This window comes from Pseudomonas sp. DCA-1 (assembly GCF_046523955.1).
Classification (GTDB): domain Bacteria; phylum Pseudomonadota; class Gammaproteobacteria; order Pseudomonadales; family Pseudomonadaceae; genus Aquipseudomonas; species Aquipseudomonas putida_Y.
In genome coordinates this window covers 2,318,476-2,342,677 of sequence record NZ_CP169881.1, presented here as the reverse complement: position 1 = coordinate 2,342,677, position 24,202 = coordinate 2,318,476, and the positions used below count along the sequence as shown (strand labels likewise).

Annotated in this window: 21 protein-coding genes, 1 tRNA gene and 1 pseudogene; 10 read left to right on the top strand and 13 right to left on the bottom strand. The window is 59.7% G+C overall.

Annotated features, from left to right (window positions below; translation table 11 throughout):
- Positions 1–3: 3 nt before the first annotated feature.
- Together ACE4QZ_RS10970 and ACE4QZ_RS10965 are read left to right on the top strand one after the other, a co-directional pair.
- On the top strand, positions 4–435 hold the full coding sequence (locus tag ACE4QZ_RS10970) for a DcrB-related protein (protein WP_101196324.1): 432 nt from the start codon (positions 4–6) through the stop codon (positions 433–435).
- A 53-nt stretch (positions 436–488) separates the two neighbouring features.
- On the top strand, positions 489–3,038 hold the full coding sequence (locus ACE4QZ_RS10965) for a PAAR domain-containing protein (RefSeq protein WP_410480443.1): 2,550 nt from the start codon (positions 489–491) through the stop codon (positions 3,036–3,038).
- Positions 3,039–3,054: 16 nt separating this feature from the next.
- On the opposite strand, the gene tnpC is transcribed toward ACE4QZ_RS10965, so the two are convergent.
- Positions 3,055–4,611, bottom strand: coding sequence for an IS66 family transposase (gene tnpC, locus ACE4QZ_RS10960; protein ID WP_086250438.1), 1,557 nt, complete (start codon positions 4,609–4,611; stop codon positions 3,055–3,057).
- Positions 4,612–4,629: 18 nt separating this feature from the next.
- Positions 4,630–4,989, bottom strand: coding sequence for an IS66 family insertion sequence element accessory protein TnpB (gene tnpB, locus ACE4QZ_RS10955; protein WP_019437365.1), 360 nt, complete (start codon positions 4,987–4,989; stop codon positions 4,630–4,632).
- An 86-nt stretch (positions 4,990–5,075) separates the two neighbouring features.
- Between tnpB and ACE4QZ_RS10950 the strand changes: the two are divergent.
- The 3 genes and pseudogenes from ACE4QZ_RS10950 to ACE4QZ_RS10940 form a co-directional block, all read left to right on the top strand.
- A pseudogene (locus ACE4QZ_RS10950) lies at positions 5,076–6,827 on the top strand (RHS repeat-associated core domain-containing protein); the annotation flags it as partial.
- 373 nt (positions 6,828–7,200) lie between these two features.
- The gene (locus tag ACE4QZ_RS10945; RefSeq protein ID WP_004576454.1) at positions 7,201–7,719 is read left to right on the top strand and encodes an SMI1/KNR4 family protein; all 519 of its coding nucleotides are present in this window, start codon (positions 7,201–7,203) and stop codon (positions 7,717–7,719) included.
- 78 nt (positions 7,720–7,797) lie between these two features.
- The gene (locus ACE4QZ_RS10940; RefSeq protein WP_157829271.1) at positions 7,798–9,144 is read left to right on the top strand and encodes an RHS repeat protein; all 1,347 of its coding nucleotides are present in this window, start codon (positions 7,798–7,800) and stop codon (positions 9,142–9,144) included.
- A gap of 72 nt (positions 9,145–9,216) precedes the next feature.
- Here ACE4QZ_RS10940 and ACE4QZ_RS10935 read toward each other — a convergent pair.
- The 7 genes from ACE4QZ_RS10935 to ACE4QZ_RS10905 form a co-directional block, all read right to left on the bottom strand.
- Positions 9,217–9,292: transfer RNA gene (locus ACE4QZ_RS10935), tRNA-Gly, on the bottom strand.
- Positions 9,293–9,355: 63 nt separating this feature from the next.
- Entirely contained in the window at positions 9,356–9,916 is a 561-nt protein-coding gene (gene pgsA, locus ACE4QZ_RS10930) for a CDP-diacylglycerol--glycerol-3-phosphate 3-phosphatidyltransferase (protein WP_021783204.1), read from the bottom strand.
- 33 nt (positions 9,917–9,949) lie between these two features.
- On the bottom strand, positions 9,950–11,773 hold the full coding sequence (gene uvrC / locus ACE4QZ_RS10925; RefSeq protein WP_064493178.1) for an excinuclease ABC subunit UvrC: 1,824 nt from the start codon (positions 11,771–11,773) through the stop codon (positions 9,950–9,952).
- A 6-nt stretch (positions 11,774–11,779) separates the two neighbouring features.
- Entirely contained in the window at positions 11,780–12,418 is a 639-nt protein-coding gene (gene uvrY / locus ACE4QZ_RS10920; protein WP_003251380.1) for a UvrY/SirA/GacA family response regulator transcription factor, read from the bottom strand.
- A 63-nt stretch (positions 12,419–12,481) separates the two neighbouring features.
- Positions 12,482–12,871: a helix-turn-helix domain-containing protein gene (locus ACE4QZ_RS10915; protein ID WP_103462287.1), complete on the bottom strand. Its 390-nt coding sequence runs from the start codon at positions 12,869–12,871 to the stop codon at positions 12,482–12,484.
- A gap of 106 nt (positions 12,872–12,977) precedes the next feature.
- A complete protein-coding gene (locus ACE4QZ_RS10910) occupies positions 12,978–13,421 on the bottom strand; it encodes a GNAT family N-acetyltransferase (protein WP_021783207.1) in 444 nt (147 codons plus the stop codon).
- A gap of 5 nt (positions 13,422–13,426) precedes the next feature.
- A complete protein-coding gene (locus tag ACE4QZ_RS10905; RefSeq protein WP_021783208.1) occupies positions 13,427–13,813 on the bottom strand; it encodes a DUF488 domain-containing protein in 387 nt (128 codons plus the stop codon).
- Between the two features lie 128 nt (positions 13,814–13,941).
- Here ACE4QZ_RS10905 and ACE4QZ_RS10900 point away from each other — a divergent pair, with 128 nt between their 5' ends.
- A complete protein-coding gene (locus ACE4QZ_RS10900) occupies positions 13,942–15,558 on the top strand; it encodes an inorganic phosphate transporter (RefSeq protein WP_279935447.1) in 1,617 nt (538 codons plus the stop codon).
- Positions 15,559–15,734: 176 nt separating this feature from the next.
- Here the strand turns inward: ACE4QZ_RS10900 and ACE4QZ_RS10895 are convergent, their stop codons facing one another.
- The 3 genes from ACE4QZ_RS10895 to ACE4QZ_RS10885 all read right to left on the bottom strand — a co-directional run bounded on the left by ACE4QZ_RS10895 (position 15,735) and on the right by ACE4QZ_RS10885 (position 18,455).
- Positions 15,735–16,430: a glutathione S-transferase N-terminal domain-containing protein gene (locus tag ACE4QZ_RS10895; RefSeq protein WP_021783210.1), complete on the bottom strand. Its 696-nt coding sequence runs from the start codon at positions 16,428–16,430 to the stop codon at positions 15,735–15,737.
- An 87-nt stretch (positions 16,431–16,517) separates the two neighbouring features.
- Entirely contained in the window at positions 16,518–17,015 is a 498-nt protein-coding gene (locus tag ACE4QZ_RS10890) for a PaaI family thioesterase (protein WP_003251394.1), read from the bottom strand.
- 57 nt (positions 17,016–17,072) lie between these two features.
- Positions 17,073–18,455 (bottom strand): amino acid permease, encoded by a 1,383-nt coding sequence (locus ACE4QZ_RS10885; RefSeq protein WP_101196322.1) that lies wholly within the window; start codon positions 18,453–18,455, stop codon positions 17,073–17,075.
- A 255-nt stretch (positions 18,456–18,710) separates the two neighbouring features.
- Between ACE4QZ_RS10885 and gcvA the strand changes: the two genes are divergently transcribed.
- A complete protein-coding gene (gcvA, locus tag ACE4QZ_RS10880) occupies positions 18,711–19,607 on the top strand; it encodes a transcriptional regulator GcvA (RefSeq protein WP_003251398.1) in 897 nt (298 codons plus the stop codon).
- A 178-nt stretch (positions 19,608–19,785) separates the two neighbouring features.
- The gene (locus ACE4QZ_RS10875; protein ID WP_021783212.1) at positions 19,786–21,036 is read left to right on the top strand and encodes an aspartate aminotransferase family protein; all 1,251 of its coding nucleotides are present in this window, start codon (positions 19,786–19,788) and stop codon (positions 21,034–21,036) included.
- A 3-nt stretch (positions 21,037–21,039) separates the two neighbouring features.
- On the opposite strand, the gene ACE4QZ_RS10870 is transcribed toward ACE4QZ_RS10875, so the two are convergent.
- Complete coding sequence (locus ACE4QZ_RS10870; RefSeq protein WP_021783213.1) at positions 21,040–21,342, bottom strand: hypothetical protein; 303 nt, start codon at positions 21,340–21,342, stop codon at positions 21,040–21,042.
- A gap of 211 nt (positions 21,343–21,553) precedes the next feature.
- Here ACE4QZ_RS10870 and ACE4QZ_RS10865 point away from each other — a divergent pair, with 211 nt between their 5' ends.
- On the top strand, positions 21,554–21,979 hold the full coding sequence (locus tag ACE4QZ_RS10865) for a hypothetical protein (RefSeq protein WP_021783214.1): 426 nt from the start codon (positions 21,554–21,556) through the stop codon (positions 21,977–21,979).
- Positions 21,980–22,052: 73 nt separating this feature from the next.
- Positions 22,053–24,164, top strand: a complete 2,112-nt coding sequence (fusA, locus tag ACE4QZ_RS10860) for an elongation factor G (protein WP_021783215.1) — start codon at positions 22,053–22,055, stop codon at positions 24,162–24,164.
- Positions 24,165–24,202: the final 38 nt, after the last annotated feature.

Sequence of the window (24,202 nt, the reverse complement as noted above, 5' to 3'; positions counted from 1 at the left end):
GAGATGACCCAATACCTGACGCACGATGTAATTCTCGATCTGGGTGATGAAGCCCCCGAGGACTTGACGCTGAACATGCTGCGCTTCCCCAACAGACAAACCACGTTGGTGATCGCTCGCAGCCCTGTTGCAACCACCAAGACCCTGGATGAGGCCTTGGAGGAGCAACTGAACGTATTACGGAAGAAGTCAAAGGCGCTGACCATTACGCCCGCGAAAGTGACCCGCCTTGGAAGCAATGAGCATCCCATCGACAGTCGGGAAATGGCCATCCAGTTCATGGTCGGCGACAAGCCCCACTACCAGCTTCAGGCGGCCTGCCTGATACCGGGGCAGCAACGGATGCTGGTGCTCAACTACAGCAAGCCTGGGCCTTTGAGTGACGACGATATCAGCCACTGGCGCGCGCTTAAAGACGAGCTCCGATTTGCCTGAGCCTCTCCACGCCCCAGGACAAGGACTTTCGGATTGCTAGGAGCTTACCGCCAATGGCGCAGACCGTTCACGCCGCCCGAATGGGCGACGCAATTCTTCATCCATCGCTTGCCGCTGAAATGATCAGCGCAGTTGCCGAGGCCGTTATCTATGCAGCGGCCACCGCGGCCGTCGCCGCAGCCATCAGCTTGGCCGTGGTTGGCACCGTAGCCACTGGCGGTGCGGCTGGCGTCGCCATCGCCGCCGTCGCGGGTGTGGCAGTCGGCGCAATGAGCACCCTTTCCGTCGGCGAAGACCAGACTGTCGGCGATGCCATCTCCAGCTTTTGCGACAGCCTTGGCAACAGCGTGGTCTCGCCCGATCCCTACGGAAAAATCGAGAGCGGGTCAACCAATGTGCTCATTAACAGTGAGCCCGCTGCGCGCGCGGCCGGCACCACGGGCCCACCTGGAGGCGGCGCAGCCGATACTGAACAAGAGGAACCGTCCATCCTGGAGAACGTTGGTTCCATGGCCATGGCTGCGGTGCCTTATCTCGTCCCGTTCGTGGGGCTGGGGATGGCCATACGTGACATCTTCAACCCGCCCGTCACCACAGCGGCCGACCCAGGCTCGGAGCCTGCGAAAGGAGACAAGATCAGCTGTTCGCGCCACCCGCCCCTGCCCGACACCTTCATTGCGCAAGGCTCGGACAAGGTATTCATCAATGGCCAACCCGCAGCGCGTTCAGGTGACAAGACCACCTGCGATGCCACGATTGATGTGAATGAAAACGTATCGCCCAATGTGCGCATTGGTGGCGGTACGGCGACGGTCCGGGACATTCGCAACGGCAAGAGCAAGATTGCGATGTTTACCGGGATTATTGCGGGGATGCTTGTTTCACGGAGAATCAGGCTGCCCCGTAGACGCCCCCCAACCGCACCGGTACCAAGACCCAAATCCAAAGGTTGCCCATATAAGGGTAACCCCGTGCTCGTTTCCGCAGGTAGCAAGGTCCTTGTAGGCTCCGAGGAAGTTGACTTCAGTCTTCCCGGCTTGGTGGGTATTGAATGGGCACGAAGCTACGACAGCAATGATAGACGTCCCGACGGCCTATTAGGCATGGGATGGTGCGTACCGTATGAGGTTGAGCTCATGCGTGTGCCACACCCCCATGGGGGAGAACTGTGGATTTACATTGACGAGGAAGGTAACCGACTGGAACTGGGACGCCTCAGTGCCGGTGATGCCTTCGTCAGTGCCGTGGACGGCTTGGCCTTCTTCCAGCTGGAGGAAGGCCAGACCGTTGTCGAAGATATCCATGACGGGCTCTATCAGGTCTTCGATACAGATCCACTGAATCCCAAACGCTCACGCCTGATCAGGCTCGGCGACCGCAATCTCAATTGCCTCGACCTGCTGTACGACGAACAAGGGCGCCTGAAAGCCCTCTATGACAAGTACGGCCAAACGGTCGTGCAGCTTCACTATGCCGCCAGGCATCCCCAGCGTGTCAGTGAATTATCACGGGTGTTCCTGAAAAACGGTGGAACACCGACGGTAGAACACAGCGAACTGCTGGTCAGCTATCGCTACACCGACAGCGGGCTACTGCATGAGGTACTGGATGCAACGGGACAACGGGTCCGCCGCTTCACTTATACCCCCGAGGGCTACCTCAACAGTCATCAGCGGGCTAGCGGTGCTGTCCGCGAGTACGAATGGGCCCGCTTCGACAGTCCCGTAAAGCGCCCTACTCCCAAGCGCCTGGACGGCACGCCCTACCGCTTGCCTCCACTGTTGGAGCCCCAACCGGATCACGAGTGGCGGGTGATTCGTCACTGGGGCAGCGATGGTGAGGAGTACCGGTTCGAGTACAACCTGGAAGCCGGTGAAACCCTCGTCACGGACAACCTCGGCCGCCGTGATCACTACTATTGGGGGCCATTTTACGAGGTCTATAAACACATCGATCCGCTCGGCAATTGCTGGCAAGAGGAGACCATCGCCGGCCAACTGCTGAAAAGCATCGACCCACAAGGAGGCGAATGGCGCTACAGCTACGACGATATCGGCCGCCTGATCGAAACCCGCGACCCCCTCGGCCGCAGCGAACACATCAAATACCTGCGACATTGGGCACTGCCCGTCCAGGTCACCGATACAGCCGGGCGAACTCGGCAATACGGCTACGACAGCCACGGCAATCTGCTCTGGCAGCAGGACCCGCTGGGGCGCGAGTCACAGTACCAATACGACCCGGAAGGCCGTGTCACCCAGGTCACCGATCCCCTCGAAAAGAGCAAGTACCTGAGCTGGAACACGTGCGGTCAGTTGCTCAGCTACCGCGACTGCAGCAATGCCCAGACGCTGTATCAATACGACGCCCATGGCCGCTTGCGCGAAAGCATCAATGCCCGGGGTGAACACACCCACTTCCGCTACGACGCACGTGGTTATCTGGTCGAAAGCGAACGCCCGGACGGTCGCATTGATCGTTATGAAATTGATGTCGCTGGTCAACTGACGCGCTATATCGACCCTGCCCAGAAAACCCTGCAATTTCGCTACGACCCCAGCGGCCGGTTGGTCGGAGTGCGATCCATGAACCCCACCTTCTAAAAGATAGGGCCTCAGCTTACCGTGGTATCTCTGGCGAGCAGTTCCATGGCAGCAAGGCTTCGTAGTCTGAGACCGACGACGCATACGGCAGGCGCTCAAGTACGTGGCGCAGCCACGTATAGGGCTCCTGGCCGTTGACCTTGGCGGTCTCGACCAAGCTGTATATCTGCGCACTTGCCGTGGCGCCCTTGGGCGTGTCACTGAACAGCCAAGCCTTACGCCCAATGACAAACGGTTTTATCGCGCGCTCTGCCAGGTTGTTGTCGATTGGCAAATGGCCCGCTTCGACATACCGTTCCAGGCGGCTCCAGTTGTTTGCCAGGTAATGCACCGCCTTGCCCAATACGCTTTGCGGCGTCACCTGGGCGTACGTCTTGTCCAGCCAGCTTTTCAGCTGACCGAGGATCGGTAAGCTTCTTTCCTGGCGACCGATGAACCGCTGTTCGTCGCTGACCTCCTTGAGGTCGCGCTCGATGTCATACAGCTTATTGATCATCGTCAGCGCCACATCGGCTCGTCCGGTCTTACCCTTGGGCTGCACCTTTTGTGCTTCGACGAACTTGCGGCGCGCGTGAACCATGCATGCCAGTCGCTCGATACCGGGCTGCAACGCCAAAGCGTTGTAACCCGCATAATCGTCGGTCATCACATAGCCGCGATAGCCTTGCAGCAGACGCAATGGTACTTCCTGCGCACGGCTGGTGGTGTAGTCGAACAGCACAACTTGTCGATCAGGCGGGCCACTGGCTTGCACCCACATCCAGGATTGGCTGGTCGGGTCTCGATCCGGTTCTTTCAACACCTGGACGCGAGTCTCATCGCAATGAATCACCGGACTTTCCAGCAGCCGATCACGCATCAGGTTCAACAGCGGCTGGAAGTATTTACTGCACTGGATCACCCAACGCGCCAGGGTTTGTCGTGGAATCTCGATGCCGTGGCGGGACAGCACACTTTCAAACCTGTGTAGCGGCAAGCCATCGACGTACTTGGTCGTCAGCAGCATGGCCAGCACGCTTGGGCTGGCCATGCTTTTTTCGATTAACTGGGCGGGCTTGTCAGCAGTGACAGGAGCAGTCTCGCAACCACGGCAGCCATAGATCTTGCGCACGTGTTTGAGTACGCGGATCTGCATCGGCACGATATCGAGCTGCTCGCTGGTTTCTTCGCCGATGACATGCTTGCGGCAACCGCAGGTGCAGGTCAGTTCGTGTTCGGGCAACTCATGGATAACTTCGATACGTGGCAGATTAGCCGCCAGTGGCTTGCGCTTGCCACGGCGCTTGACCGGGACAACGACTTCTTCATCGGCATCATCGACTACAGCCAGCAGAGGGTCATTTTCCGCTTCATCGAACATGGCCAGTTGCGGCGTTTTGGGATCGACGGTTTGCTCGGACTTGCGGCCAAAGAAACGGTCACGCCATAACTTGATTTGTTCTTTCAGATCGTCAATTTGGACGATGTGGGCCTGATTGACTTCCTGCTCGCGCAAACGGGCAGCATAGCTCTCAAGCAATAATTGCTTGAGCAGGGCAGGATCGTCTGGGAGATTGTCGGGCACGGAAATCATGCCGCGGATTATACCGGGTCAGGCGACGTAGCGCGGAGTCAAAACCTGATGAGGACGGTTGCGCCAAAGGTCGAAACCGTCGAGCAGCCAATTGAGTTCTTGGACGGTCAGGACAATCGCTTCGTCGCTGGGCTCAGGCGACATTTTGAAGCGCTCGGCTTCCAGGCGCTTGAGCCAGAGGCAGAAGCCGTTGCGCTCCCAGTACAACACTTTGATCCGATTACGCGCCTTGTTGAGGAAGACGAAGAGCACGGGGTCGAACACGGCGACTTTGATATCCAGTTCTACCAAGGCAGTAAGGCCGTCGATGGACTTTCGAAAGTCCACAGGCTTGGGGTAGAGGTAGACTTTTTCGACTTTGCTGTCGGGGCGCATCATGCAGGGCTGGCTCCAGAAGGAAATCGGGAGCACAGCATCGGGCATCAGGTAAGCGCTTTGAATGTGGGGTTCATGGAGCACTTACGTTGGTCGAGCGTACGGACGCCATGGGCTACAGCGTGAAATTCCGCTACGACGCCTATGGTCGGCTACTGCAACTTACCAACGAGAATGACGAGTCATACCGCTTCGGCTGGGACGAACTGGACCGGCTGGTGGCACAAAAAGACCTGGATGGCAGTGGCCGCCTCTATGCCTACAACGTGCTGGATGAGGTCGTTCGTCTTACTCATGTGCCCTCGCCTGACGAGCAGCCGCCGCTGTCTGACAACGCCCCGCCGACACGGACGACTGCCATCCGCCACGACTTCGAGCGTGACGCCATCGGCCGGCTTGTCAGCAAGCGCACTGAAGATGGCACTACCGACTACTGCTACGACGCGGCCGACAATCTGCTGTCCATCACCTTCACAGACAACAAAGGAGAAAAACAGCAACTCGACTACACCTACGACGCCAACGGGCAACTGCTCAGCGAAACCAACAGCGCTGGCTTGCTGCAGTACCGCTACGACGAACTGGGCAATCTGCAGACCCTGGTCCTGCCCGACCAACGCGAACTCAACCACCTGTACTACGGCAGCGGGCACCTGCACCAGATCAACCTGAACGGCCGGGTGATCAGCGATTTCGAGCGTGATGCGGTGCACGACGAGGTCCTGCGCACCCAAGGCAAACTGGTCACCCGCACGCGCTACGACACCAGCGGTCGCCTGGCCGGAAAGGCTATTCACTACCGCGATGCCCCTGCTGAAGTGCTGCCGCTGCTGGACAAGGCCTATCGCTACGATGCCAGCGACAACCTGGTTGCCGAGGTACTGACCCAAACCCAGCGCCGAGGGATGACCAACGCTGCCAATGACGAAAACGCGCATCTCGAACAAATCATCGGCCGCTTTCATGACCTACCCCACACGGGCAAGACTTATTCGGGACACAACCGTTACGGCTACGACCTCAACGAGCAACTGCAAACCGTCCAGCAGTCACGCCCCAACTGGCAAGCCACGCAGGTCGAGGATTTCAAGTACGACAAGGCCGGCAATCTGTTCGACGGCCCCAAGCTCAATGGCCTGATCAAGCACAACCGGGTTTTGGTGTATCAGGACAAGCGCTACCGCTACGACCGCTTTGGGCGGCTGTGTGAGAAGCGGATCGGTAGCAATTGGGTGCAGTATTTCGAGTATGACGCCGAACAGCGGCTGGTTTGCGTGGAGCAGTACCGCAGTGGCGAGCGTGAGCGGGTGGTGTTTGCCTATGACCCTTTGGGGAGGCGGATCAGCAAGGAGGTTTACCAGAGGGACTATCCAGAGCCTCGCCGGCGGGTGCTGTTTCACTGGCAAGGGTTGCGCTTACTTCAAGAAGTGCAGAGTGGGTTGGCTAGTTTGTATGTGTATGCCACTCCGGATAGCTATGAACCACTAGCACGCATCGACGGCAAATTGGGTAGTGAAACGACACATTACTTTCACACCAACTTGGCAGGTCTACCAGAGCAGCTAACTGATCCTAGTGGCCTGACTATCTGGCAGAGCAATTATAAAGGTTGGGGAAAAGCACCTGATGAGTGGGGCAGCCCGCAGCAGGCGCGAGAGCAGAATTTACGACTTCAAGGCCAATATCTAGATAGAGAAACAGCTCTACACTACAATACATTTAGATTCTATGACTCAGACATAGGACGCTTTACACAACCTGACCCCATACACCTCAAGGGAGGCACAAATCTTTACCAATACGGGCCGAACCGCTTAATCTATATCGACCCACTCGGACTCAACCGCTTACCGATAATTTTCCTTCCCGAAGGCGGAGATGTTCTTCATCCGGGGTCAGTTAACCCTGGTAATCCGGAAGGGATTTACAAAATCAAAGCTACTGGAAATTATGCTGACGATAAGGCAGCTCTCTACAAAAAGGCAAAAATCAATGAACCAATGTCTTCACGATGGATCGGCCACCACATTGAATATCACCCAAAATCCAATGAAATGTCCATGCAACTTGTTAATCCAAAGTATCATCGGCATCCCCACATAGGTGGCGCACATGAATTCAGCTTTATCACTGGCTTTAAATATGGAACAGCCGAAGCTATAGCTGAGGCAACAAAAAGAAACGCCACCTACACTAGGCCGAAAGGAGCACAGCATGGCACAGCCAAAAATATTTGCCCTTAACAAACTTACATTCAACGACTCTTACCCAGGACTGGATATCACCACAATTGAGTCAATGCTACCCTCAAAATTTAAAGGCAGGGAGCATTTTATCGACTTCTACTCAAGGTACAACGGAGGATACTTTGATGGAGGAGCATTCATATACAGAGATTTATTTTACAAAATAACAACCAAAGATCCCAATCTTTTTGAAATAGAGTCTTTCCATTACATTGAGACACCAGGCATTCTCCAACATCCAAGACTCCTGTCGATAACCGAGGTTATTAACAACAAAAAAATCAGCTATCCACGAAACCCTGAATTTTTCCAAAACAACATCCCGTTCGCCGGAAATTGCGGAGACAATGACTTCTGGCTTGACACCGTAACCGGCAGTGTGAAATACACCGCGATGGAAGATGATATAGGCCCCAACAATGCAATATTAGTAGCACCAAGCTTTTTAGATTTCTACACTCAAATCCAAGGCAGTCGAAGAAATTAGCAGATATGCCGCGAGTTCACCCAGGTCACCGATGCCCTCGAAAAGAGCAAATACCTGAGCTGGAACACGTGCGGTCAGTTGCTCAGCTACCGCGACTGCAGCAATGCCCAGACGCTGTATCACTACGACGACCATGGCCGCTTGCGCGAAAGCATCAATGCCCGGGGTGAACACACCCACTTCCGCTACGACGCACGTGGTTATCTGGTCGAAAGCGAACGCCCGGACGGTCGCATTGATCGTTATGAAATTGATGTCGCTGGTCAACTGACGCGCTATATCGACCCTGCCCAGAAAACCCTGCAATTTCGCTACGACCCCAGCGGCCGGTTGGTCGAGCGTACGGACGCCATGGGCTACAGCGTGAAATTCCGCTACGACGCCTATGGTCGGCTACTGCAACTTACCAACGAGAATGACGAGTCATACCGCTTCGGCTGGGACGAACTGGACCGGCTGGTGGCACAAAAAGACCTGGATGGCAGTGGCCGCCTCTATGCCTACAACGTGCTGGATGACAACGCCCCGCCGACACGGACGACTGCCATCCGCCATGACTTCGAGCGTGACGCCATCGGCCGGCTTGTCAGCAAGCGCACTGAAGATGGCACCACCGACTATCGCTACGACGCGGCCGACAATCTGTTGTCCATCACCTTCACAGACAATCAAGGCAAGAAGCAGCAACTCGACTACACCTACGGCGCCAACGGGCAACTGCTCAGCGAAACCAACAGCGCTGGCTTGCTGCAGTACCGCTACGACGAACTGGGCAACCTGCAGACGCTAGTCCTGCCCGACCAGCGCGAACTCAACCACCTGTACTACGGCAGCGGACACCTGCACCAGATCAACCTGAATGGCCGGGTGATCAGCGATTTCGAGCGTGATGCGGTGCACGACGAGGTCCTGCGCACCCAAGGCAAACTGGTCACCCGCACGCGCTACGACACCAGCGGTCGCCTGGCCGGCAAGGCTATTCACTACCGCGACGCCCCTGCTGAAGTGCTGCCACTGCTGGACAAGGCCTATCGCTACGATGCCAGCGACAACCTGATTGCCGAGGTACTGACCCAGATCCAGCGCCGCGGGATGACCAATGCTGCCAATGACGAAAACGCGCATCTTGAACAGATCATCGGCCGCTTTCATGACCTACCTCACACGGGCAAGACTTATTCGGGACACAACCGTTACGGCTACGACCTCAAAAGCATCAATGCCCGGGGTAAACACACCCACTTCCGCTACGACGCACGTGGTTATCTGGTAGAAAGCGAACGTCCAGGCGGTCGCATTGACCGCTATGAAATTGATGTCGCTGGTCAACTGACGCGCTACGTCGACCCTGCCCAGAAAACCCTGCAATTTCGCTACGCCCCCAGCGACCGTTTGGTCGAAACCGGGGCAATAGCCGAGATATAAAATTCAGGCATAAAAAAAGAGGCCTTGAAGGCCTCTTCTTTTTGATCCCAGCGACACACTGAGGATCGAATTTGGAGCGGGAAACGAGACTCGAACTCGCGACCCCGACCTTGGCAAGGTCGTACTCTACCAACTGAGCTATTCCCGCGTCGTGATGGGTGCCATTCTAGCGATTTCTAAAACAGCGTCAACCCCTTGATTCAAAAAACTTTTATTTTTTTTCCGAACCTTCGCGCAGGTGCGGCCAGGCGGCCAACAGGTAGTGCACCATCGACCAAAGCGTCAGCCCCGCTGCCACCAGCAGCAGCCCGTAGCCCAGGATCACCCAGAACGTTACCGCTGGCGGGTTGCCCAGCAGGATCACCAGCGCCAGCATCTGCGCCGCAGTCTTCCACTTACCGAGGTTGGACACCGCCACATGTGCTCGCGCCCCTAGCTCAGCCATCCACTCGCGCAGCGCAGACACCACGATCTCGCGACCGATGATGACCGCCGCCGGCAGGGTCAGCCAGAAGTTGGCGTGGGTCTGCACCAGCAGCACCAGGGCCACTGCCACCATCAGCTTGTCAGCCACCGGGTCGAGAAAGGCGCCGAACGGCGTGCTCTGCTGCAGTCGACGCGCCAGGTAGCCGTCCAGCCAATCGGTGGCGGCGGCAACCGCGAATACGCTGCTGGCAGCCATGTAGCTCCACTCATAGGGCATATAGAAGAGCAGAATGAAGCACGGAATGAGCAGGACGCGTAGAACGGTGAGCAGGTTTGGAATATTCATCGGTACGACTGGCCGCAAGTTGAGCCCGGCATTCTACTCGCTATGCAGGCTGGCATAAATTGATTCGGCAAGCTTTTTACTGATGCCGGGGGCTTTGGCGATTTCATCGATACTGGCGCGGTTGAGCTCCTGCAGGCCGCCGAAATGTTTCAGCAGGTCGCGGCGGCGCTTGGGCCCTACCCCGGCCACATCTTCAAGGCTGGAGACTCGACGGGCCTTGCCACGGCGGGCGCGGTGGCCGGTGATAGCGAAGCGGTGGGCTTCGTCGCGGATCTGCTGGATCAGGTGCAAGGCCGATGAATCGCCCTTGAGGGTGAATTCGTGATGCACATCGTTCAGGTACAGGGTTTCGAAACCCGCCTTGCGTGTGACGCCCTTGGCCACACCGAGCAGGGTCAGGTCGGTGAAGCCCAGCTCCTGCATCACATCGCGGGCCATGTTCAGCTGGCCCTTGCCACCGTCCACCAGCAGCACGTCGGGCAACTTGCCCTCACCGTCCTTGATGCGCCCATAGCGGCGGGTCAGGGCCTGATGCATGGCCGCGTAATCGTCACCTGCGGTGACGCCTTCGATGTTGAAGCGGCGGTAGTCGGACTTGATCGGCCCTTCAGGGCCGAACACCACGCAACTGGCCACGGTAGCTTCACCACTGGAGTGGCTGATGTCGTAGCATTCCAGGCGTTGCGGCACTTCATCCAGGCCCAGCACTTCGGCCAGGGCCTCGAAGCGCGCAGCCATGTGCTGGCGGTTGGCCAGGCGGGCATTCAGCGCCTGCTCGGCATTGGTCACTGCCAGTTGTTGCCAGCGGGCGCGGGTACCACGCACCCGGTGGCTAATGGTCAGTTCGCGGCCACGCAGCGTGTGCAGTGCTTCGGTGATGGCATTGAAGTCTTCGTGCACAACATTGACGATCAACTCGCCGGGCAGCTCGCGCTCTGCGTTGCCCAAGTAGTACTGGGACAGGAATGCGGCCATGACCTCGGCCACCTCCTCCTCGATGCCCACCTGCGGGAAGAAGTTCTTGCTGCCCAGTACTCGCCCGCCGCGCACGCTGATCAGGTGCACACAGGCGCCACCCGGGTTGACGAAGGCGGCGATGACGTCGACATCACCGCTGCCGCCCTCGATGTACTGCTGGTCCTGCACGCGGCGCAACAGGGCGATCTGGTCGCGCAGCTCGGCGGCTTTTTCGAAATCGAGGGCCATGGCGGCCTTCTCCATCTCGGCGTTCAACTCATTGCCCAGTTGCTGGCTACGCCCTTCCAGAAACATCACCGAATGGCGCACGTCCTCTGCGTATTCCTCGGCAGTCACCAGGTCGGTGCAGGGCCCTTTGCAACGTTTTATCTGGTATTGCAGGCAGGGTCGGGTGCGGTTGGCGTAGTAGCTATCTTCGCACTGACGCACTGAAAAAGCCTTTTGCAGCAGGCTGAGGCTTTCGCGAATGGCCCCGGCGCTGGGGTACGGGCCAAAATAACGGCCCTTGGCCTTTTTTGCCCCCCGGTGAATGCCCAGGCGCGGAAACTCGCCATCGGACAGAAACACGTAGGGGTAGGACTTATCGTCGCGCAGCAGGATGTTGTACGGCGGCCGCCATTCCTTGATCAGGTTCTGCTCCAGCAGCAACGCCTCGGTTTCGTTGGCGGTGATGGTGGTTTCAACCTGGGCGATGCGCGCAACCAGCGCGGCGGTCTTGGGGGCAAGGCCAGTCTTGCGGAAATAGCTGGCCAGGCGCTTCTTCAGGTTCTTGGCCTTGCCCACGTAAAGCAGCCGGGCTTCGCCGTCGAACATCCGGTAAACGCCCGGGCGACCGCTGCAGGTCGCCAGGAATGCGCTGGCATCAAAGACTTGGGACATGAGGTTTTACAGGCTTGCGTCAACCATACCGTGGCGAACGGCCAGCAAGGTCAATTCGACGTCACTGGTGACCGAGAGTTTTTCAAAGATCCGATAACGGTAAGTATTGACGGTCTTGGGCGAGAGGCACAACTTGTCGGAGATGATCTGCACCTTCTGGCAGCCGACGATCATCAGGGCAATCTGGATTTCCCGTTCGGACAACGCGTCGAACGGAGAGCCCTGCGGCTGGAACGGTTTCAGCGCCAGCTGCTGGGCGATCTGCGGGCTGATATAGCGCTGGCCGGCAAAGGCCAGACGAATGGCTTGGACCATTTCGTCAAGGCCCGCACCCTTGGTCAGGTAACCGGCAGCGCCGGCCTGCAACAAGCGTGTGGGGAACGGGTCTTCCTCGCACACAGTCACCGCCACTACCTTGATGTCAGGGTGGCTGCGCAGCAGTTTTCGGGTGGCCTCCAAGCCGCCGATGCCGGGCATTTTTACATCCATCAGCACAACGTCCGGCTTCAGCTCCCGGGCCAGTTTCAGTGCCGACTCGCCCGAGTCTCCCTCACCCACCACCTGCAGGCCGTCGATGTCGGCCAACATCCGTGTAATACCGGTTCGTACCAGATCGTGATCATCGACCACTAAGACCCTAATCAAGCACACACCTCGTCAGCAGGGCGATTGGATCCCGCCACCTTAACAAAATTTTTCACGGTGGGCCTAACGCATTGCATCCTTCAGAAACAACTGACGTTCGACGGTGAGAGGCCTCACGATTTGCCGGGGCTTGGCGTCGTTGGCCAACCGCCCCAAAAGGTGCAAGAGCGCCGCCTGATCGTCCAACGGTAATTCCCGAAAAGCCCCCAGCAAACCGGACTCATCCGCGCTCAAACCTTCGAGCGCTGTCGGGGTGCGCAGGCCGCTGAGTACGTACTGCGCATCCACCCCCCTGGCCGCCAATGCCGCCAGGTAATCGACCCGCGGTGTGCGTTCACCGCTTTCGTACTTGCCCTGAGCGTTGGGCTCGACCCCACCGATATCGCCAAATACACGCTGGGTCATACCTAGCCGCTCACGCTCTTCCCGCAGCCGCGGACCGATTCCGTTCATAGAGGCTTCTCCTTTTCCCTAATATCCTCAACACGGTCTACCCGCCTGCAGGCAGCCGTAAACGTTTGGATCCACTATGCCCATGCGCTGCGGTCGCGACAAGCCATCATTTAGCTACTACGTTGATATCCCGCTGCATCCGCACAAAGCAATCGTCTTCACCCATCTCGACGAAGCCGTGACGCTGGTACAGCAGGCGGGCCGGGTTGCTGCGGAACACCATCAGCCGCAACAAGGGAAGGCGCCGCTGACTGGCCCATAGCGCCAGTTCTTCCAGCACCCAGCTACCGACGCCCCGCCCACGGTGTTCAGGCAACAGGTGCAACTCGCGGATGAACAGTGCCTGGCGGTCCTGGCTGAGGCTGCAAAAACCCAACAGGGTGTCGTCTTCGATCACCAGCCACTGCTCGCGCCAGCCCCAGGCTGCGTCGAAGGCTTCTTCGATCCACAGCAGGTCGTATTCGCGGTAGTAGGGCAACATGGCGCGGCGCGTGAGGTCGCGGGCGAAGGTGCAGTGGATGTCTTTGGCGGGAATCAACTGTAAGGGCATCGCACTCATTGGGCATAACACACCGGCGAACTGCCAGGGCCACACCTGTCCAGTTCGGTTTCCAACCAATCGGCCAGCACCCGGGCATTGTTGTGCTCGCTGTCCTTGCCGGCATAAAGCAACGTCAGCGTGCCCTTCCTGGCCATGTCCAGCAGCGGATACCAGTGCTCGGGGTGGGCTGCCAGCGCTTGCTGGTACCGCTGGGTAAAACCGGCGAAATCCACTTCACCCTGGTGGAACGCCTTACGCAATTCATTCGAAGGTGCCACTTCGCGCAACCACTGCCCATGGAGGTCTTCCTTGCGTTTGTTGCGCGGCCACAGGCGGTCGACCAGTACACGCTGGCCATCTTCATCCTCAACCGCATCATAGACACGCTTGCAGCGAATCATGGGCGTCTCCTGCCATTACCGTCCGTCTTGAGCCTAGATAATTCATTGATCGAGGTCACGGCCGGGTTACGAATTGTTTCTATGCTCAAGGCCTTCGGCACTTTCGCCCAACGCCAACCGGAGCCCCCATGGCAACCCCGTCAGTGGCCAGCAGCCCACTACTGGCCCAACACGACGCCCGCCCGCAGCTCTCCCACAAGCCTGGGCGTGCCACCTTAACGTTGTTCTTCAGCCTGCTGCTGGCTGGTATCGCCTACACCGCCTGGAGCCTCAAGCAGGATGTGACCGCAAGCGGTACGGTCATTACCACGGCCACACCGTTCCTTCTGCTGGGCCTGGCGCTGCTGATTGCCCTGGGCTTCGAGTTCGTCAACGGCTTCCACGACACCGCCAACGCGGTAGCCACAGTGATATACACCCATTCGTTGCCGGCCCCGGTCGCGGTGGTGTGGTCTGGGCTGTGCAACTTCCTGGGCGTGCTTTTCTCCAGTGGCGCGGTGGCGTTCGGCATCATCGCCCTGCTACCGGTAGAGCTGATTCTGCAGGTCGGCTCTTCGGCCGGCTTTGCCATGGTTTTCGCCCTGCTGCTGGCGGCGATCATCTGGAACCTTGGCACCTGGTGGCTGGGCCTGCCGGCATCGTCCTCGCACACCCTGATTGGCTCGATCATCGGCGTGGGCGTAGCCAATGCGCTGATGCATGGGCGTGACGGCACCAGCGGCGTGGATTGGGCCCAAGCCAGCAAGGTGGGTTATGCCCTGCTGTTCTCACCGCTGATCGGTTTTGCTTGCGCAGCCCTGTTGCTGCTGGCCCTGCGCGCGCAGGTCAAACGCAAGGCCCTGTACCAGGCACCGGAAGGCCAGACACCGCCACCGTGGTGGATCCGCAGCCTACTGATTCTGACCTGCACCGGGGTATCGTTTGCCCACGGCTCCAACGACGGCCAGAAAGGCATGGGGCTGATCATGCTGATTCTGGTCGGCACCCTGCCAATGGCTTACGCGCTGAACAAGACCATGCCCAACGAGCAGGCTCTGCAGTTTTCCGCTGTCGCTGAGGTAACCCGCCAGGCACTGGTACGCAGCGCCCCGCAAGCGGCCCCGGCTGACCCGCGCCAGGTACTGACCCTGTTCATTGCCGAACCCAAGGCCAGCCCGCACCTGGTACCAGCGCTGGCGGCGCTGACCGGTATGATCGGCGAAGAAGTCAAAGGCTATGGCTCGCTCAAGCGCATACCGGCTGAAGCCATGGCCAACGTGCGTAACGACATGTACCTGACCAGTGAAGCCATCCGCCTCATGGAGAAAAACCACCTGGTGACTTTCGATGCCGACACCCACAGCCATGTGCAACGCTTCAAGACCCAGTTGGACGACGCCACCCGCTATATTCCGCTATGGGTGAAGGTAGCTGTAGCCATTGCGCTGGGGCTGGGGACCATGGTTGGCTGGCGACGTATTGTGGTCACCGTTGGCGAGAAGATCGGCAAGACCCACCTCAGCTATGCCCAAGGCGCATCGGCCGAAGTGGTGGCGATGTGCACCATTGGCGCAGCAGATATGTTCGGGCTGCCGGTGTCGACCACGCATGTGCTGAGTTCGGGGGTGGCCGGGGCCATGGTGGCCAATGGGTCGGGGATTCAGAAGCGCACGTTGTTCAATCTGCTGATGGCCTGGGTGCTGACCTTGCCAGCGGCAATGCTGTTGGCTGGCAGCCTGTACTGGCTGCTGAACCACATCTTCTGAACCCGTACGCCGTCGGGTGTAGGAGCGGGTTTACCCGCGAATACGGTAGCGGCGGCAACCGTGAACGGCGGGTGGATATTGGCCTGCAGGCCCGGCCCTTTCGCGGGTAAACCCGCTCCTACGGGCGACCGGCAGGCGTTTCGAAGTTTGCGCAAGGCTGTCCCTGCACAGGTTGATCAGCCCGGGATTTTCAGGCCACGCTGCACGGCTGGCCGTTCCAGGAAATTCGCCAGCACGCGCTGCACTTCCTTGAATTGGTCGAAGCCCACCAGGTCACGGGCGTTGTAGCGCTCCACCAGGTTACGCACCCAAGGGAAGATGGCGATGTCGGCGATGCTGTATTCCTCAGCCATCCACTGCCGACCTTTCAAATGCCGATCCAGCACGCCCAGCAGCCGCTTGGACTCGTTGACATAGCGGTCGCGCGGGCGCTTGTCTTCATATTCCTTGCCAGCAAAGAAATGGAAGAACCCGACCTGGCCGAACATCGGCCCGATGCCGCCCATCTGGAACATCAGCCACTGCAGGGTCTGGTAGCGGTGAGCGGGGTCCTGGCTGAGCAGCTGGCCGCTCTTCTCCGCCAGATACTGCAAGATCGCCCCCGATTCAAACAGCGCCAGCGGCTGACCGCCCGGCCCGTTCGGGTCGAGGATGGCGGGGATCTTGTTGTTCGCGCTGAGCGAGATGAATTCGGGGCTCAATTGGTCGTCATTGTCGAAGCTAACCTTGTGCGCCTCGTAAGCCAAGCCAATCTCTTCGAGCATGATCGACACCTTCACCCCATTGGGCGTCGGCAACGAGTACAACTGCAGGCGTTCGGGATGTTTGGCGGGCCATTTGCGGGTAATGGGGAAAGCACTGAGTTCGGTCATGATCAACCTTGCCAAGGGAATGAACCTGTCACTCTAGAGACATCCCCAGCCGCTGACCATCACCGACCACTCATCAGCATTGGCAGCTCAGGCCTGGCCGTGGGCCTTGAGCTTGAGCTTTTCGGTATCGACGCGGACAAACACGGAGTCGGCGGTCACCGTCAGTACATCCTCTGCCCAGACTTCGCAGATGACCCGGCTCTTGCGCCCCACTTCGCCTTCGACACGCGCCTTGAGCAACAGCTCGACGCCCATCGGCGTAGGTTTCAGGTAGGTCAGGTTGAGCGTGCCGGTAACGCAGTCGATACGCGGCAAGCTGCCCGGCTCGCGGCCTTCGTTACGGTAGTGGTAGGCCATCGCCGTCCAGTTGGAGTGGCAGTCGACCAGCATCGCCAGCAGGCCACCGTAAACCAGGCCAGGCCAGCCGATGAAGGTGCTGTCGGGCGAGTGCCGGCACACCAGGTGAACACCGTCGGCGTCCCAGTGGCTTTGCAGGTGCAGGCCGCTGGGGTGGGAACAGCCGCAGCCGTAGCAGGTACCCTCAGGGGCCGCGAGGGCTTGAAGGGAAAGTGTGTGATCAGTCATACGCTTCCTGTGCTTGTTGGAATGGGGGCGCGCAACGCCCCCATTAAAGCAGAAACATCAGGCCGTCTGGGCAACCATCCTGGCACGCCGCTGGGTCAGCGAAACCAGCAGGATGAACGCGGTCACACCTGCGGTCATCAGCGTTTCGTAGCGGTAGGCATCGCTGAACAGCATGTAGCCCAGCACCATGACGATGGTGCCGATCACCAGCCAGGTCAGCCATGGGAACAGCCACATCTTCAGCTCCAGCGGGCGCCCTTCACGCTCGGCACGGGCACGCATGCGCAGCTGCGACACGGCAATGACCAGGTACACCAGCAAGGCGATGGCGCCGGTGGTCGACAGCAGGAAGCCAAACACCTTGCCCGGGAACACGTAGTTGACGAAGCAGCCTGCAAAACCTGCCAGGGTGGAGAGGATCACCGCCACGGTCGGCACGCCGGAACCGGAAATGCGCTTGGTCACGCTAAGCGCCTGCCCACGCGCGCCAAGCGAATAGAGCATGCGCGACGCGGTGTAGAGCCCCGAGTTCATGCAGCTTGTCACCGCCACCAGCACCACCAGGTCAACCAGCAGCTTGGCGCCCGGCACGTTCAGCACTTCCAGTACACGCTGGAACGACCCTACTGCTTTCAGGCCGGGGTCGTTCCAGGCCACCAGCGACACCACCAGGAAGATCGACGCCAGGTAGAAGATGGCGATGCGGTACACCACCAGGTTGGTGGCGCGGCGAATCTTGTCTTTCGGGTTGGCGGTTTCGTCAGCCGCGATGGTGACGATTTCGGCACCGAAGAACGAGAAGATGGTGATCAGCACGCCCCCAAGTACCGTCCCGAAGCCATTGGGCATGAAACCACCGCTGTCCCACAGCCGGCTGACCCCGGACACTTCCGCCAGCGGCCAGAAGCCGAACACCGCCAAGGTGCACACCACGATGAAGCCAATGATCGCGACCACTTTGACCAGCGCGAACCAGTACTCGAAGGCACCGAAGTTCTTCACGCTGACCAGGTTGGTGCAGGACAGCACCAGCATGATCAGGAAAGCGAACAGCCAGGAAGGCACGCCAGGGAAGTAGGCATGCAGGATGTCAGCACCGGCAATGGCTTCCACCGGAATGATCAACACCCAGAACCACCAGTACAACCAGCCGATGGTAAAGCCCGCCCAAGGGCCAATGGCTTCCGAGGCGTAGGTGGAAAATGAGCCGCTGTTGGGGTTTGCGATGGCCATTTCACCCAGCATGCGCATCACCAGCAAGACCAGCAGGCCAGTCATGGCGTAGGAGATGAGGATGGCCGGGCCGGCGGTGGCAATGGCGTTGGAGGACCCGATGAACAACCCGGCGCCGATGATGCCGGCAATGGAGATCATGGAAACCTGACGGGAAGTCAGGCCGTGCTGCAGTGAGCGCTGTTTCTTGTTGTCTTGCGAAGCCATGAAGAACCCTCGAATGGGTCGGCCGCAGCAAAGCGGCTGAAGGTCTGAGCAGAATTCTTATAAATTTCTGATGTGTGTTGTTGTTGTTTTGCAGATGACGGAAGCGGGTATTGACCTCCTCTTCGCATGACCGGTTGTAATCGTTGATCCAGGTCAGTATTAATCTATAGGCCGGGGTCAACAAACGACCTTTTCGAACCACATAATTCCTTTATGGAATGAACTCCTTCCTTTTTTGCTCGGTATTCGCCCGTCATGTCCAAACGCCTGATGCCTTCGACCACCGCCCTTCAGTGCTTCGAAGCGGCCGCCCGCCACCTCAGCTTCACCCGCGCGGCCCAGGAACTGCACCTGACCCAGAGCGCCGTCAGCAAGCAAGTCGCGCAGCTTGAGGACATGCTCTCGCACTCGCTGTTCCAGCGCATTCGCCGGCGCCTGCACCTGACCCCGGCCGGCGCGCTGTACCTCACCGAAGTGAACAAGATCCTCACCCAGATCGACATATCCAGCCGCTACATCCTCAGCTACGGCGACGAAACCGAAGTGCTGCGCATCGCCACCCAGCCGACCTTCGGCGCCCGCTGGCTGGTGCCCAGGCTCAAGGGTTTTGGTGACCGCTACCCACGCATTCACCTGGATGTGCGCAACGAGCTGGAGCCATTCGACCTGGTTCAGGCCAAGGCTGACGTCGCCTTTTTCTTCGGCCAGGGCACCTGGCCCGGGGCAACCTGCATCGAGTTGTTCAGCGAAGAAGTGGTGCCCGTGTGCAGCCCGCAGCTGCTGGCCAGCCACCGTTTCGACAGCGCCCAGGCGCTGACTGAGCACCGGCTGTTGCAATGCGTTTCGCGGCCGGAGGCCTGGCATGAGTGGTTCCTGGGGCTTGGGCTGCATAGCCAGAACAGCTACCACGGGCCGCGCTTCGACACGTTCTACCTGTGCATACGCGCTGCCATCTCCGGCTGCGGCATAGCCCTGATTCCCCGCTATCTGGTGGCCGAAGAGCTGAGCGAAGGCAAGCTGGTGGTGGCCTGGGACCACCCTGTGGCAAGCAACGGTAGGCACTTCATTGCGCATGCCGAGCATGCGGCCGAAGTGCCCAAGATCAGGGCCTTTGTGCAGTGGATCCGGGAGCGGGTGGCAGAGGGGGATTGATTTGACCTGCCCCGGCCTCTGGTAGAAGCGGGCTTGCCCGCGAAGAGGCCGGCACAGCCAACCAGAAAACCAGCCAGATCACGAATCCATGGAATGACCGCAATCGAATAATTCGTTTGCGGAATAACCTGCCGACACGCTTGGATAATAAGAAACTCGAACAAGGTCCGCGTGCCCCATGAACCAGGAAAGTATCAGCCAATCCATTGCCATCGTTCACCCGATCACACTTTCCCATGGCCGTAATGCCGAAGTCTGGGACACTGACGGCAAACGTTACATCGACTTTGTCGGCGGTATCGGCGTGCTCAACCTGGGCCACTGCAACCCCGCTGTAGTCGAGGCCATCCAGGCTCAGGCCACCCGCCTGACCCACTACGCCTTCAACGCGGCCCCTCACGGCCCGTATCTGACACTGATGGAGCAACTGAGCCAGTTCGTCCCGGTCAACTACCCACTGGCCGGCATGCTCACCAACAGCGGCGCGGAAGCGGCGGAAAACGCCCTGAAAGTGGCCCGTGGCGCCACCGGCAAACGCGCCATCATCGCATTCGACGGCGGCTTCCATGGCCGCACCCTGGCCACCCTGAACCTCAATGGCAAGGTCGCCCCCTACAAGCAGCGGGTCGGTGAACTGCCCGGGCCGGTGTACCACCTGCCCTACCCCAGCGCGGATACCGGGGTTACCTGCGAGCAGGCGCTCAAGGCCATGGACCGCCTGTTCAGCGTCGAGCTGGCGGTGGAGGACGTCGCGGCGTTCATCTTCGAACCAGTACAGGGCGAAGGCGGCTTCCTTGCCCTGGACCCGGCCTTCGCCCAAGCCCTGCGCCGCTTCTGCGACGAGCGCGGCATCCTGATCATCATCGACGAGATCCAGTCGGGCTTCGGCCGTACCGGCCAGCGCTTCGCGTTCTCGCGCCTGGGCATCGAACCCGACCTGCTGTTGCTGGCCAAGAGCATTGCTGGCGGTATGCCGCTGGGTGCAGTGGTCGGGCGCAAGGAATTGATGGCGGCGCTGCCCAAGGGCGGCCTGGGTGGCACCTATTCAGGCAACCCGATTGCCTGCGCGGCGGCCTTGGCCAGCCTGGCGCAGATGACCGACGAAAACGTTGCAACCTGGGGTGAACGGCAGGAGCAGGCCATCGTCAGCCGTCATGAGCGCTGGAAGGCCTCGGGCCTGAGCCCATACATCGGCCGCCTGACCGGCGTGGGCGCCATGCGAGGGATCGAGTTCGTCAATGCCGATGGCAGCCCGGCACCGGTACAACTGGCCCAGGTGATGGAAGCGGCCCGAGCCAAGGGCCTGCTGCTGATGCCCAGCGGCAAGGCGCGGCACATCATTCGCCTGCTGGCACCGCTGACCATCGAGGCCGAGGTGCTCGAGGAAGGGCTGGATATCCTCGAGCAGTGCCTGGCAGAACTGAGCTGAGGCTTACAGGCCCAGCTCTTGCGGGGTGAGCATGTCGGACTCGAAGGCGATCCAGCCGCCTTCCAGTTCGGCATGGCCGTTGACGATCGGGCCGTAATAGGTCAGGCCATTCTCCAGGGTCACGCAAATATGCGTGGCCGGTTTCTCAGGGGCCGCGAGCGTACCGACGAAATGCACCTTCTTCAGGGTTTCGGTCACCGCTTCCAGACCCACGCGCATGCTGGGGTTTTCCGAAGCCTCGGTATCTCCGCCACGGTCTTCAGCGCTGATGGTCACGGTGGCGATGTACGGGTACTTGGTGCTCAAACGGGGTTACCTCGGTGGGTGTATAGGCGTAGGGGCGCGTAGAGTACGGCAGGCAGTCTCTGTTGTCTCTACTGGCCTCTTCGCGGGCACGCCCGCTCCCACAGGGATCGCATGTTGCTTGGGGTATGCGGGGCACCTGCAACAGGTGATCTGAATGCCCCGATCTGTTAGGGTGCCCGCCGATGCACGCCACACCACACGAGGATCCCGAGTGAGCGCCGAAGAACCCCTGATCGCCGACCTGTTCGAAGTCGACAAACGCCTGTCCCTCAAGCCCGTCGTGGACTTCAACAGCTACCTGCGCAACGCCTTCGGCGAGGGCCCATGCCACTGCCACCGCTGTGTAGAAGGCGCCGACCAAAGCACCTACAGCCACGCGCACAACTTCACCTTCGAAGGCCGCCAGTGGCACCGCCGGTTCGCCAGCACCGCCGGCAGCGACGTCGCCCAGGTGTTGAAAAAAGCCTGGCTGTCGTACACCAAGGCTGATCTCAACCTGGTCGGTGCGCTGGACCTGACCACCCTCAAGACCTTTACCGAGGCCGCCCTGCACGCGCGCCTGCTGGCCTTGCTGCCGGCCAGCGGCCTGGCCCGCGAAGTGGATGGCCAGTGGATGCTGCTAGCCCAGACCGACTGACAGCCCGGCGGCAGGGCAGGATTCCACCGGTCTGCTAACTTGGTGGAATCCGCCCACCCACAGGTAGTCCGCCATGGCCCGCACAACGCCCATCGAGCTGTACCGCAATATCGGCATCGTCGCCCACGTGGATGCCGGCAAGACCACGACCACCGAGCGAATCCTGTTCTACACCGGGGTCAACCACAAGATGGGCGAAGTGCACGATGGCGCGGCGACCATGGACTGGATGGCCCAGGAGCAGGAACGCGGCATCACCATCACCTCGGCGGCGACCACGGCGTTCTGGCAAGGTTCGACCAAGCAGTTCGCCCACAAGTACCGTTTCAACATCATCGACACCCCAGGCCACGTCGATTTCACCATCGAGGTGGAGCGCTCATTGCGCGTGCTCGATGGCGCGGTCGTGGTATTCAGCGGCGCGGACGGCGTCGAGCCGCAGTCCGAGACCGTCTGGCGCCAGGCCAACAAGTATCACGTGCCGCGCCTGGCCTACATCAACAAGATGGACCGCCAGGGGGCCGACTTCCTGCGCGTGGTCAAGCAGATCGATCAGCGCCTGGGGCACCACCCGGTCCCCATCCAGCTGGCCATCGGCAGCGAAGAGAACTTCATTGGCCAGATCGACCTGGTGAAGATGAAGGCCATCTACTGGAACGATGCCGACCAGGGCACCAGTTACCGCGAAGAAGATATTCCAGCCGATCTGCAGGAGCTTGCCGACGAATGGCGCGCGCACATGATCGAAGCTGCGGCCGAAGCCAATGACGAGCTGACCATGAAGTTTCTCGATGGCGAGGAGCTGAGCATCGAAGAGATCAAGGCCGGGTTGCGCCAGCGCACCATTGCCAACGAAATCGTGCCCACCATCCTCGGCTCATCGTTCAAGAACAAGGGCGTGCCGCTGATGCTCGACGCGGTGATCGACTACCTGCCCGCCCCGTCGGAAATTCCGGCAATCAAGGGCACCGACCCCGACGACGAAGAAAAGCACCTGGAACGCCACGCCGACGACAATGAACCGTTCTCGGCACTGGCCTTCAAGATCGCCACCGACCCGTTCGTCGGCACCCTCACCTTCGCCCGGGTGTATTCCGGTGTGCTCAGCTCCGGCAACGCGGTGCTCAACTCCGTCAAGGGCAAAAAAGAGCGCATTGGCCGCATGGTGCAAATGCACGCCAACCAACGCGCTGAAATCAAGGACGTGTGCGCCGGCGATATCGCCGCACTGATCGGCATGAAGGACGTGACCACCGGCGATACCCTGTGCGACATGGACAAGCCGATCATTCTCGAACGCATGGACTTCCCCGACCCGGTGATTTCCGTAGCAGTAGAGCCGAAAACCAAGGCCGACCAGGAAAAAATGGGGATCGCGCTGGGCAAGCTGGCCCAGGAAGACCCCTCATTCCGCGTGCGTACCGATGAAGAGACCGGCCAGACCATCATCTCGGGCATGGGCGAGCTGCACCTGGACATCATCGTCGACCGCATGCGCCGCGAGTTCAACGTCGAGGCCAACATCGGCAAGCCACAGGTGGCCTACCGCGAGAAGATCCGCAACACCTGCGAGATCGAGGGCCGCTTCGTTCGCCAATCCGGCGGCCGCGGCCAGTACGGCCATTGCTGGATCCGTTTTGCTCCCGGCGATGAAGGCAAAGAAGGCCTGGAGTTCATCAACGAGATTGTCGGCGGCGTAGTACCGCGCGAGTACATCCCGGCCATCCAGAAGGGTATCGAGGAGCAAATGAAGAACGGCGTGCTTGCCGGCTACCCACTGATCAACCTCAAGGCCGCCGTGTTCGACGGCTCGTACCACGATGTCGACTCCAACGAGATGGCCTACAAGATCGCCGCATCAATGGCCACCAAGCAGTTGTCGCAGAAAGGTGGCGCAGTGTTGCTGGAGCCGGTGATGAAGGTTGAGGTGGTGACGCCGGAGGAGTATCAGGGCGACATCCTCGGCGACTTGAGCCGACGTCGCGGCATGATCCAGGACGGTGATGAAACGCCGGCTGGCAAGGTGATCCGTGCCGAAGTTCCGCTGGGCGAAATGTTCGGCTACGCCACCTCGATGCGCTCGATGACCCAGGGCCGGGCAAGCTTCTCGATGGAGTTCACCCGCTATGCCGAGGCCCCGGCGAGCATTGCCGACGGCATCGTCAAGAAGAGCCGCGGAGAGTAAGCGGTTCTCCGGTACCGGCCTCTTCGCGGGCACGCCCG

Excerpts from the sequence above, each read along its gene's own strand:
- ACE4QZ_RS10970 (WP_101196324.1), top strand. The coding sequence starts at position 4 with ATGACCCAATACCTGACGCACGATGTAATTCTCGATCTGGGTGATGAA.
- ACE4QZ_RS10965 (WP_410480443.1), top strand. The coding sequence starts at position 489 with ATGGCGCAGACCGTTCACGCCGCCCGAATGGGCGACGCAATTCTTCAT.
- tnpC (WP_086250438.1), bottom strand. The coding sequence starts at position 4,611 with ATGATTTCCGTGCCCGACAATCTCCCAGACGATCCTGCCCTGCTCAAG.
- tnpB (WP_019437365.1), bottom strand. The coding sequence starts at position 4,989 with ATGATGCGCCCCGACAGCAAAGTCGAAAAAGTCTACCTCTACCCCAAG.
- ACE4QZ_RS10945 (WP_004576454.1), top strand. The coding sequence starts at position 7,201 with ATGGCACAGCCAAAAATATTTGCCCTTAACAAACTTACATTCAACGAC.
- pgsA (WP_021783204.1), bottom strand. The coding sequence starts at position 9,916 with ATGAATATTCCAAACCTGCTCACCGTTCTACGCGTCCTGCTCATTCCG.
- uvrC (WP_064493178.1), bottom strand. The coding sequence starts at position 11,773 with ATGTCCCAAGTCTTTGATGCCAGCGCATTCCTGGCGACCTGCAGCGGT.
- ACE4QZ_RS10915 (WP_103462287.1), bottom strand. The coding sequence starts at position 12,871 with ATGAACGGAATCGGTCCGCGGCTGCGGGAAGAGCGTGAGCGGCTAGGT.
- ACE4QZ_RS10910 (WP_021783207.1), bottom strand. The coding sequence starts at position 13,421 with ATGCCCTTACAGTTGATTCCCGCCAAAGACATCCACTGCACCTTCGCC.
- ACE4QZ_RS10905 (WP_021783208.1), bottom strand. The coding sequence starts at position 13,813 with ATGATTCGCTGCAAGCGTGTCTATGATGCGGTTGAGGATGAAGATGGC.
- ACE4QZ_RS10900 (WP_279935447.1), top strand. The coding sequence starts at position 13,942 with ATGGCAACCCCGTCAGTGGCCAGCAGCCCACTACTGGCCCAACACGAC.
- ACE4QZ_RS10895 (WP_021783210.1), bottom strand. The coding sequence starts at position 16,430 with ATGACCGAACTCAGTGCTTTCCCCATTACCCGCAAATGGCCCGCCAAA.
- ACE4QZ_RS10890 (WP_003251394.1), bottom strand. The coding sequence starts at position 17,015 with ATGACTGATCACACACTTTCCCTTCAAGCCCTCGCGGCCCCTGAGGGT.
- ACE4QZ_RS10885 (WP_101196322.1), bottom strand. The coding sequence starts at position 18,455 with ATGGCTTCGCAAGACAACAAGAAACAGCGCTCACTGCAGCACGGCCTG.
- gcvA (WP_003251398.1), top strand. The coding sequence starts at position 18,711 with ATGTCCAAACGCCTGATGCCTTCGACCACCGCCCTTCAGTGCTTCGAA.
- ACE4QZ_RS10875 (WP_021783212.1), top strand. The coding sequence starts at position 19,786 with ATGAACCAGGAAAGTATCAGCCAATCCATTGCCATCGTTCACCCGATC.
- fusA (WP_021783215.1), top strand. The coding sequence starts at position 22,053 with ATGGCCCGCACAACGCCCATCGAGCTGTACCGCAATATCGGCATCGTC.